The following is a 10,451-nucleotide window of genomic DNA, read 5'->3' as shown; positions in this document are numbered from 1 at the left end:
GCTGCATCACCGGGCCCGACGCCGGCCGGAGCGTTCCGCTCCGGCCGGCGCAGACCGCCCCGGGAGGTGGATGCCGTCCTACTTCAACGAATACCCGTACGAGATGAGCAGCGGCGCGCAGATCGCGCTGACCAGGCGGCGCTGCCGCGGCGGAAGCGCCACCCGCCAGGTGTCGTCCTGACGAAGCGGCAGCCGACCGGCGGAGAAACGCATCGGGTTGCCACCGAGGTTGTGCGGTACGGGGAGGTCGGCGTACCCGTCGCTGAGAAAGGACAGATCCTCCTCGGTCAGGTCGAGTCCGGCGAAACCGGCAAGGTCCCGGACGCCCTCGCGGGGATCGTCGAGCAGCTTCTCGTAGTAGACGCGTCGCATCGGGACCCGGTGCGCCGCTTCCCCGTCGCCCCGCCCCCGGGCCGAGCCGAGCAGACCCGCGATGGAGTTCTGCAGGTTCCACTGCAATGCCGAGGTCGTCGGCGGGAAGCGGGGCAGCACACCCGCCCCGGTCCCCGGATTGGCCACCTGTTTGGTCCACGAGTACGCGACGCCGCGCGGGTCGCGTACCAGGTGGACCACGCGCAGGTCGACGTCGCGCGCGAAGCGCAGGCACAGTCCGACGGTGGGAAACTTCGACGAGTCGATGATGACCCGCGCGCCGGTCACCTCGACCGCGGCCGAATAGACCCGGGCGAAATAGTCGACATACTCGTTGACCAGGGCGAGCCGTTCACCGGTCAACTGCTGCCGGGCCAGCCAGGAGACATGCCGGATGCGCGGTACGACCCGGCGCAGGAAGACGAAACGGTCCAGGTCGGCCCGATCCCAGCCGCCGAACGCCCGCTCCCCCACCGCGGTCCAGAAGGCGCATCCCGAATACGGGGAGCCGCAGGCACAGAGGCTTCCGGGTTCGACGAGCCGCCACAGATCGGTCACCTCACCTAGCGTGCAGACCCCCGGCAGCGCGCCGAGCATCCGGTCGAGGAGCGTACTGCCGCTGCGCCCCATACCGCTGATGTAGATCACCCGCATGCCGTCGCCCCCCATTTCGTCACGGACTCGGCCAGCGGGCGAGGTCGGCCGCGGCCGGGAGGGTGCCCTGGCGCGCGAGCGAGGCCGCGGCGTGCCTGCCCGTACCGATCTGCTCTCCCGCACCCACCCGGTCCCGGATCGGGCGTACGTCGCCGGCGGGCCCGGCCAGGCCGGCCTCCCCGGCCCAGATCCGACACATCTGTTCGCCGATGCGGTCCCAGCCGAACTCGGTGGCAGCGCGGGTGAGTCCCCGCACCGCCAGGTCCCGGGCGAGGGCGGGATCGTCGCGCAGCCGGCCCAGTTGGTCGGCGAGAGCCGTGGCGTTGTGCGCCGGGAAGGTCAACCCGGCCGAGCCGATGACCCACGGAATCTCACCGACGTCGCTGCCGACCACGGGTACCCCGCACGCCATCGCCTCGACCAGGACCCGGCCGAACTGCTCCCGCAGCGGGATGCCGATCCACGGTACGACGTTGCGCTGGACCAACTCGATCGACGGCAGCACGAGCGCGTCCATTCGGGCGAGCAGCCCCGGCAGCGCCCCGTGGTCGGCCCAGCCGCGCAGGGTCACCCGACCCGGTCGACGCGCCGCCGCCAGCTCGACGTCCGCCCTCATGCTGCCGTCGCCCACCACCAGCAGGTCGCAGTCGAGCAGTTCCGCCGCGCAGAGCAGGTCCCCGATCCCCTTGTGCGGCTCCAGCCGACCGACGAAGCCGGCCGTGAACGGCCTCGGTGCCGTGGTCGCGGCGGGCTGGAACGCCAACGTGTCCACACCCAGCGGGACGAGGCTGGCCCGCCCCCGGTACCCCTTCACCCGCAGCACGTTCAACGCCGCCGGGGTGATCGGGAAGATGTGGTCGACCGCGCGGTATGCGTACCGTTCGATCAGCGGGAACGGGAGCGGGAACCGGATCACGACGTTCTGCGCCGCGTACAGCGTCACCGGTACGTCCGGCCAGTACCGTCGGCGCAGGCGCAGGATCTGCCAGGTGCTCAGGTAGGCGGCCTCGCCGATGACGTGGATGACGTCCGGCGGCTGGTCCCGGGCCAGCGCCCGCAGGCTGTCGCGGGGGAACAGGACCGAGGCCATGTGTCCGGTGCGATCCTCGCTCCACCTGTGCGGTACGACATGGCAACGCAGCCGGGACCAGCGCTGACTCAGCCGGTCCAGGTCACGGCGGGTGGTGTCCGAGACATCCGCGGCCAGGATCGTGAAGCTGACGTCGGGCCGGGCGGCCAGCGCCGCGAACAGGCTGATCCAGTGCTCGGTACGTTTACCCACGACGCTGATCATCACGTGCATTGCGGTCTCCTGAGTTCCTTGCGTTGCTCCCGGGCGGCGGCGTCCGGAGTGGTGGAAAGCGCGATCCGGCAGACCTCGAACCAGGCACGGCCGCGCCACCCGGTCCGTTCGGTCGAGCTGCCGACCCAACGCGCGGCGGCGAGTCCCATCCCGATCAGCGAGCGCAGCACGACGGCCAGACGCACCAGTTGGAAGCTCCGCCGCCGGTGGCGGGCGAAGAAGCGCAGCATGCTGCGGTACAGGTGCGGCGAGGTCGCCCCGGGGCCGCTGCTGGCGCCGCCCACGTGCATGGCCTCGACCATGGGCACGTAGACCACCGCCGCGCCCCGTCGCCACGCCTGCAGGCACAGCTCCTCGTCCTCGTAGTACATGAAGTAGCCCTCGTCGAGTCCGCCGATCTCCCTCATCAACCGGGTACGCACCGCGAGGCAGGCGCCGGAGAGCCAGTCGACCGCCACGGCCGCGGCAGGCCCGGTGCAGGCGTCGTACGCGCGCCGTCGGCGGGTGCCGCTCAGCAACCGCCGCAGCGCCACGGGCAGCAGGGCACCGCCGAACCGGGACGCGAGCACGCTGCTCAGCGACTCGAACGGATGGGCGCTGATCGCGACCCGCCCGACCGGGTCACGCAGGCGCGGGCCGGCGATGCCGACGTCCGGTCCGGCGCGCACGGTCCTGACCAGTTCGCGTGCCGTCGCCGCCGGCAGTACGCAGTCCGGGTTGACCAACAGCACCACGTCGGTGTCCACGCCGGCCAGCCCCTGGTTCACCGCCGCCGCGAAGCCGACGTTGACCGGGTTCGCGATCACCTCGACCTTCGGGAACCGTTCGGTGACCAGCGCGACCGTACGGTCGGCCGAGTCGTTGTCGACCACCCGGACGACCAGGTCCGCCTGGGTCAGGGCGGCGAGGCAGTCGTCGATGTGGTTGGCGGAGTTGTACGTGACGATGACGGCGGTGGCGGCGGGCGTGGTCATCGTGCCCCCACCGGTGTCGCCGGGCTCGGCGCGGTATTCCCCGCCGTGCTCGGCGCCGTGTTCGTCGCCCAGGTTCGGGGAGTCGGCACCGCGATCCCGCCCGGTTGTCTGGTCAGGAACACCAACGCGGGCAGCAGACCGAGCGCCCAGTGCCCGGTGGCCGGGCCGGAGAAGATCACCGACACCAGGAAGCCGCAGATCAGGGCCGTGAACGCGAACGGCAGGCCGTCCCGCTCGACCAGGCCCGCACGGACCGCGCGCAGGATCGGCCAGAGCAGCAGGACCAGGCCGACGAGCCCCAGGTTGGCCAGGATCATCACGTAGAACACGTGGTAGAGCGGCCCGACGTCGGTCACCTTGAAGTCGGGCAGGTAGACGTCCGGGGTGGAGTGTCCGAGCCCCAGACCGACGAGCGGGTTCGACAGGAACGCGTCGATCCCGACGGTCGCCTCCGGTAACCGGTATCCGGCGCCCTGCCCCAGCGCGGTGGTGATCTCCGCCGAACGGTTCCGTACGCCCTCGCTGAGCATGATCGCCCCGACCAGCAGCAGGGCGGCGGCAGCGGTCATGGCGCCGGCCGCACGACGCACCGCCCCGGTGCCTCCGATCAGGAGAACCAGTACGGCGGCTCCGGCGAGCACCCACGTCGTGCGGTACGACGCCAGCACGACGTCGACCAGGTACAGCGCGGCCAACGCGACGAGCCCGACCCGTCGCCAACCCTCGGTACGGCAGCTCAGGACCAGCAGGGGCAGGGCCGCGATCAGGGACCAGGCGCCTCCGTGCCGTCCCGGCGACGCCAGGGTCACGATGGTCAGGGCGGCGGACAGGACGACGAAGAGGGACCCCGCCGACCTGAGCCGGCTCGGCGTCGTCAGGGTGTACGTCGCCGTGAAGTAGTAGATCGGAATGACGGCGAAGTGGTAGCCGGAGATCATCACCTTGGCGGGCGGGCTGCCCAGGATGAGTCCGTACGCGGCCGCGGCGCCCAGGAGCACGACCACCAGGATCATCGGCAGGTCGATGACGGTGCGTACCCGCCGCTCCTCCTTGACCAGCACCAGCCGGCGGATCACCAGGCTGACCGCGCCGGCGGCGAGGAGGAAACCGTGCAGCCCGAGGATCGAGCGTACGGAGCTGTCGCCGAGCACCGCGGTCGTGCCGAGCACTCCGACGATGGCCGTCGGCAGCACCATCCAGGGCCACACGGTGAACGCGACGCAACACCCGACCACCGCCAGGGCGAGCAGCCCGAAGTCGCGGGGCTCCGACCCCGGTGTGCCGGGGATGACGGCCGCCACGACGGCGTCGTGCGGGAGCAGGACGGCGGTGGCCGCGAGCAGTCCCGCCCCGGCCACCGTCGGCGGCAGCAGTGTGGCCCCCTTCATCTACCCGCCGCCAACCCGGCGATCAGGTCCCGCAGTTGCACGCCCCGCGCCGACCAGCTATTGCGCACGGCTGCTTCCCGACGCAGCGCCGAGGCGTCCGGGCACTGGCTGGACCCCAGCGCCTCCTCGATCGCCGCGACGAAGGCGGTCGGCCCGGCACCGAGGTGGACCGGCCCGTCGAGCCGTTCGAGCGCCGGCAGCGGGGTCGCGACGACCGGTTTGCCCAGGGCGAGGTACTCGTAGGCCTTCTTCGGGTGCACGTAGTCGATCAACCCACCGAGCCGGTACGGGATGAGGCAGGCGTCGCAGGCCCGCAGGATGGCGGGCACCTCGGCGAACTCCACCGGATCCCGGAGCAGGACGTTGGCCAGTCCGGCCAGCGGCGCACGGCCGGCGGGAGTGGACGGGCCGACGATCAGGAACGTCCAGTCGGGGCGAAGCCTGGCCACCTCCGCCACGAGTTCGGCGTCGAACGCGCGGGTGTCGACCGCGCCGACGTACCCCAGCAGGGGGTGGGGCAGTTGCCGCGCCCACTGCGCGACCGGTCCGGACGGGCTGAACTGTTCGGGATCGCAGCCGTTGGGCAGCGACACGGGTGGGCGGCGCGCGGCGGGAAGCCGCTGTACCAGCGCCGGTGAGGAGGCCAGGACCAGGTCGGCGGCGCCGACCGCGCTGCGCATTCCACGGCGTACGTGCCACCGGTTCCACCAGCGGGTGAACGTCCAGTCGAGGTCGGCGCCGTCGTAGATGACCGCTTCCCCGCCGAGGTGACGGGATGCGGTCACGGACAGGTCCTCGTCGATCCAGACCAGTCGTCGGCCGGGAAAGCGGTCCAGCCAGCGGCGTACCAGCAGGGCGCCGATCCGCCGGTTGATCCAGTTCACCGGCGGCAGTTGCCGACCGGCCGGCAGGACCGTCGGCGGGACCGCCCGCCACAGCGACGGCGCGATCTGGCGCACCGTGAACCGCCACCGGGGACGCTGACCCGGCGGCTCCACGAACAGCACCCGGCGGTCGGCGACCAGTTCCCGGGCCAGCGCGTGCTGGCGGTGCGCCTCGGTGCTCCAGTCGACCCCGCTGAGCATCACCACCCAGTCCCGCAGGTCGCCGCTGGGCAACGGACCGGCATCGCCGCGCAGCGCGGCGAACAGGTCACGCAGGCCGAGCTGGCCACGGATCCGGAACACCCAGCGCAACTGGCGGTCGACGAGCGTGAGCGCCTGCAACAGGCGCAGCCGGTGCCGCGGTTGGGTCTGCGCCACGTAACGGACGAGTCCGCTGAGGTGGTGGCGGGACCGGGTGGCCGAGTCCAGCAGCCGGGTGGACGAGCCACGGTCGTGGTTGACCACGGCGTCCGGGGTCATCCACAGTTGCCAGCCGAGAGTGGCCAACCGGTGTGCCAGCCGTACGTCGTTGAAGTACAGGGGAAAGTCCTCGTCGAAGACCCGGTTCGGTTCGAGGGCCTCGCGGCGCAGCAGCAGACAGCTCGCCGCCGGCTGGGGCACCGTCCGGGGATGGTCGAAGTCCCCGTCCGCCAACTGGTACGCGAGCCAGGCTTCGCGAAGTCCCGGCAGCCAACGCAGCCCGGCGGCCAGGCCGAGCGCCGCCCGGAAGCTGAGCAGGCCGAGGTAGTGCGGCTCGATTTCGCCGAACTCGTCGAGGTACTGCGGGCCCACGCCACCGGCGGCCGGCCGCTGGCGGAGGAAGTCCACCAGGGTCGACACCGTCTCCGGTTGGCACCGTACGTCGCTGTTCAGCAGCAGGACCAGGTCGGACCGTGAGTTCCGGTACGCCTGGTTGACCGCCTCCGCGTACCCGAGGTTGCGGTTGTTGCGGATCAGCCGCACGCCCGGGTACGCGGCCAGCATCTCGACCGAGCCGTCGGCCGAGCCGTTGTCGACCACCACCACCTCGTAGCGGAGCGCGTCGGTCATCGCGGCGGGCAGCGACTCCAGGCAGTTCCGCGTCTTGTCCCGGGTGTTCCAGCTCACCAGCAGCACCGACACGTCCGGCGGCGGGGTACGCGGCGGCGCGGGCCGGTCCGGCCGGTCCCCGGTACGGGCGGGTGGGATCCCCGCTGGTCCGGTCATGACACTCCCCCGGTCTCGCGGCGTTTGGCCAGGACCCGCACGTAGTCGCCGAGCTGCGGGTGACTTGCCCGCAGTGACCCGGTGGTCCGCAGGCCGCGCCACTGGCTCGCCAGACCCCACCGGCTCAACCGGCGGCTGCGCCGCAGGTAGTGGGAGGCGAAGATGGTGTCGGACCGGACGATCTCGAATCCGGACTCGGTGACCAGTCGGCGCAGCGAATCGGGATCGAAGTGCCAGAGGTGGTAACGCGGGGCCAGGTCCACCCAGGAGGCGCCGTACCGGCTGGCGGCGGCGGAGATGATGTTGGGCACCTCCAGGGCCAGCCATCCGCCCGGCGCGAGCTTGTCGTGGGCGGCGCGCAGGAACTCCCGCGGATCCGTGACGTGCTCCAGCACGTGGAAGGCACACACCGCCTGCACGGGTTCCGCGAACACGGCGTCCTCGAACATCCCACGCTGTACGGGAACACCGAGCTGTTCGCGCGCGTACCGTGCGGCCACCTCCGACACCTCGACGCCCTGCACGGAGATGCCCCGGTCGCGGGCGGCCTTCAGGAAGAACCCGCCCGCCGGTCCGGCCTCGACCAGGGTGCCGGGCCGGGCCATCGCGAGCAGCCACTCCAGCCGCCGCGCGGCCTCGAACCGCCACTGCGGCGCCAACGCGAAGTACCGCCGGTACGACTCGCTCTCGTAGTAGGACTCGTCGTACAACTCGTCCGGCGGTGCGAGCCCGTCGGCGGTCCACTGGAACGCGCAGGACCGGCAGCGGCGCAGCAGGCCGCCGAGGGCGGGTTCGCTGCGCGTTTCACCACACAGCGCGCACTGCTCGGTGGCGACGAGACTGGTCATGGGAAATCCTTCCGAATCGTGGCGTCCGCGGGGCTCCCACCAACGGGAGCCACCGGCCGCTTCGTCAGCAACATCGGGCCGTACGCCGACCATCGGCGCGACAGCCAGGCCCGCTCCGCGCCGCCGACCAACCCGGTCGCGCCAAGCACGACCGCGGCGACCAGCAGGACGGTGCCGCCCCGGAGCAGGACGGTCAGCGTCGCGCCGGACCGTCCGGGCAGGTCCGGGAGGTACGGCGCGACGAGGGCGCCGCAGACACCGGCCACCACCGCCGCGACGAGTCCGGGACGTACGGCACGCAGCAGCCCGCCGATCGGCCGTCCGGTCGCCCGGTGGAACCGCAGACAGAAATACCCGCTGCTGAGGGTGATCGAGATCGCGGTCGAGAACGCCGCGCCGAGCGGGCCGCACAGGCGCAGCAGGAACGGCACCATCGTCAGGTTGAGCGCCAGCGCGGTGAGCAGGTACCAGGTCTCCCGGTCCGGCCGCCCCTCCACCCGGGTGACCAGGGTGGCGGCCCCGGCGGCGAGGCCGAGTGCGTAACTGGGGGCCAGGATCACGACGGTCGCCGCCGCCCACGGCACCGGCTCGCCGATCCAGCCCCGGATCACCGGATCGGCGCAGACCATCAGTGCCGCGGCGCAGGGACCGGCGAACGCCACCACGTACCTGGTGGTGGTCAGGTAGAAGTTGTCGAGCCAGTCGCGCCCGTGCTTGGCGACACCGGTCACGGCGTACGGGAACAGGACGGTGAAGATCAGCTCAGGCGGCAGCCTCAGCAGGCTCAGCAGACGGCTGCCCAGGTCGAATCCGGCCACCGGCGCGGGGCCGTAGGATCCGCCCACGAACAGGCGGCCGGCCTCGGCGTTCACCACTCCGGAGGCGCGGGTCACCTGAACCGGCAGGCCGTACCCGGCGGCGGCGCGTACGTCGGACCGGCGGATGCCCCGGACCCGGGGGGTCAGCCATCCGATGCCCCGGTGCGCGGTCACGATCAGCACCACGGCCCGGACCGCGGCGGTGGCGGCGGTCGACGCGCCCAGCGCGGCCAGGCCACCGCCGAGCCGGATCACGAGCACCCCGAGGACCGCTCCGAGCAGGGCGGTCACCGCCGAGGTCCAGGCGATCGCGGCGTACCGTTGGGTGCCGGCCAGCATCGACCGCCAGGGCAACGACACCTGGTCCAGCAGCACGCCCACCATGAGCCACAGCGCGCTGTTGCGGGCCTCGTGGACCAGCTCACCGACGTCGAACAGCCGGGCCAGCAGGGGCCAGCACACCAGCGTCCCGACGACGGCGAGCAGGCCGAGGGCCACCGAACACAGCAGACCCAGGCCGAGGGTGGCACGGGCACGCCGGCGCCCCTCGTCGTCGTGCGCCCGGGCCACCTCCCGTACCTGTGCGGTGCCTAGCCCGAGGTCGGCCAGGGAGACGACGGCGGCCAGGACACCCAGCAGTGCCCAGACGCCGAACCCGCGGACCCCCAGGCCGTCGTACAGCACCGGCAGGGTCGCCAGGCTGGCCACCGCCACCACCGCCCGGGAGACGAACAGGCTGCCGGTGTTGTGGGCGATCCGCCGTCCGGCGGTGATCGGCGTGCTAGCCACGGGGGAACCCGCGCAGCATGTCGGCCAGGGTGAGCACGAGCAGGGTCAGGTCCAAGCGCAGCGAACGGTAGCTGAGGTAGAGCAGGTCGAACCGGAGCTTCTCCTCCGCCGTGGCCGCGTACCCGCCGGTGAGCTGGGCAACGCCGGTGAGGCCGGGTCGGATGAGGTGCCGGAGGTCGTAGTGGGGCAGCCGCTTGAACTCGTCGACGAACTCGGGCCGTTCCGGGCGGGGCCCGACGAGGCTCATGTCACCGCGCAGGACGTTCCACAACTGGGGCAGTTCGTCCAGACGGGAACGGCGCAGGGTCCGCCCTATCGAGGTCACCCGACGGTCGTTCGGTGTGGCCAGTTGCGGCCCGAGGCCATGCTCGGCGTCGGTCCGCATCGTACGGAACTTCACGATCCGGAACAGCCGACCGCCCTCGCCGACCCGGTGCTGAAAATAGAGGGCCGGCCCACGCATGCCCACCGCCACCAGGATGAGCAGCATCACCGGCAGCAGCAGGGGCAGGCTCAGCAGTACCAACGCCACGTCCAGGGTCCGCTTCACCCGCCCGCAGGCGGGCCGGCCGGACGGCCACCGCACGTGTACCCAGAGCAGCCCACCGATCCGCCGCAGCCGGGCCGGTCGGAGCAGCCCGTAGGTCGGGCGCGCGAGAACCAGCAGGTCGACCTGCCGGGTCAGGCAGGCGGCCATCAGCCGCGGGTCGACCGCATCCAGCGGCTGTTTCATCAGCAGCATCTTGGGCCGGCAGAGCAGAAGCAGGGCGTCCAGTTGCTCCACTCTGGGCGGTGCGGGCAGCCGCATCACGACCTCGAACTCCTCGTCGAGCCGGTCCGCGGTGGGGTGGGTGGCGGATTCCAACACGGCCACACGAACCCGTCTCCGGCCCGGCGCGGAGACCCGGCCGCGGGAATCGGCGCCGTCGGTCGTCGGTGCGGAGCCGGACGCACGCCTGCGCCGCCGGTGGGCACCCACGAAGCGCCGGCCGGGCGCCTTGTGGACACCCGGAATCCGCTCGACGTCGAGCATCCGGTCGACGCCCGGTACCTCGTCGAGACCGGGCAACTCGTCGAGACCGGGCACCTCGTCGACGGCCGAGGTCGCGGTCGTCCGGGTGGGCAGGGTGCCGGGGAGCTTTCTCATCGACGCCTCCTAAACAGGGCAGCCGGGGACAGCGGCAGGTAGCGGTCGGTCTGATCGAGCGGGGAGTG

At 72.0% G+C, this 10,451-nt stretch carries 8 protein-coding genes; all 8 read right to left on the bottom strand.

The window, feature by feature from the left end; genetic code table 11:
- Window positions 1–78 precede the first annotated feature (78 nt).
- Genes OIE47_RS28365 through OIE47_RS28330 form a run of 8 tightly spaced genes read right to left on the bottom strand, consistent with a single transcriptional unit; the run spans window position 79 to window position 10,383 of the window.
- Window positions 79–1,026: a sulfotransferase gene (locus tag OIE47_RS28365; RefSeq protein ID WP_326557566.1), complete on the bottom strand. Its 948-nt coding sequence runs from the start codon at window positions 1,024–1,026 to the stop codon at window positions 79–81.
- Window positions 1,027–1,045: 19 nt separating this feature from the next.
- Window positions 1,046–2,308 (bottom strand): glycosyltransferase family 4 protein, encoded by a 1,263-nt coding sequence (locus tag OIE47_RS28360; RefSeq protein WP_326557565.1) that lies wholly within the window; start codon window positions 2,306–2,308, stop codon window positions 1,046–1,048.
- 11 nt (window positions 2,309–2,319) lie between these two features.
- Window positions 2,320–3,303: a glycosyltransferase family 2 protein gene (locus tag OIE47_RS28355; protein WP_326557564.1), complete on the bottom strand. Its 984-nt coding sequence runs from the start codon at window positions 3,301–3,303 to the stop codon at window positions 2,320–2,322.
- Window positions 3,300–4,691: an O-antigen ligase family protein gene (locus tag OIE47_RS28350; RefSeq protein WP_326557563.1), complete on the bottom strand. Its 1,392-nt coding sequence runs from the start codon at window positions 4,689–4,691 to the stop codon at window positions 3,300–3,302. The genes OIE47_RS28355 and OIE47_RS28350 overlap by 4 nt, the downstream gene beginning before the upstream one ends.
- Window positions 4,688–6,781 (bottom strand): glycosyltransferase, encoded by a 2,094-nt coding sequence (locus OIE47_RS28345; RefSeq protein ID WP_326557562.1) that lies wholly within the window; start codon window positions 6,779–6,781, stop codon window positions 4,688–4,690. Before OIE47_RS28345 ends, OIE47_RS28350 begins: the two co-directional genes overlap by 4 nt.
- Entirely contained in the window at window positions 6,778–7,629 is an 852-nt protein-coding gene (locus OIE47_RS28340; RefSeq protein ID WP_326557561.1) for a class I SAM-dependent methyltransferase, read from the bottom strand. Before OIE47_RS28340 ends, OIE47_RS28345 begins: the two co-directional genes overlap by 4 nt.
- Entirely contained in the window at window positions 7,626–9,236 is a 1,611-nt protein-coding gene (locus tag OIE47_RS28335; protein ID WP_326557560.1) for a lipopolysaccharide biosynthesis protein, read from the bottom strand. Before OIE47_RS28335 ends, OIE47_RS28340 begins: the two co-directional genes overlap by 4 nt.
- On the bottom strand, window positions 9,229–10,383 hold the full coding sequence (locus OIE47_RS28330; RefSeq protein WP_326557559.1) for a sugar transferase: 1,155 nt from the start codon (window positions 10,381–10,383) through the stop codon (window positions 9,229–9,231). Before OIE47_RS28330 ends, OIE47_RS28335 begins: the two co-directional genes overlap by 8 nt.
- Window positions 10,384–10,451: the final 68 nt, after the last annotated feature.

The sequence above is a fragment of the Micromonospora sp. NBC_01796 genome (assembly GCF_035917455.1).
GTDB lineage: Bacteria > Actinomycetota > Actinomycetes > Mycobacteriales > Micromonosporaceae > Micromonospora_G.
Note: the sequence above shows the minus strand (reverse complement) of the source record. Positions and strands in the feature narration are given on the sequence as shown.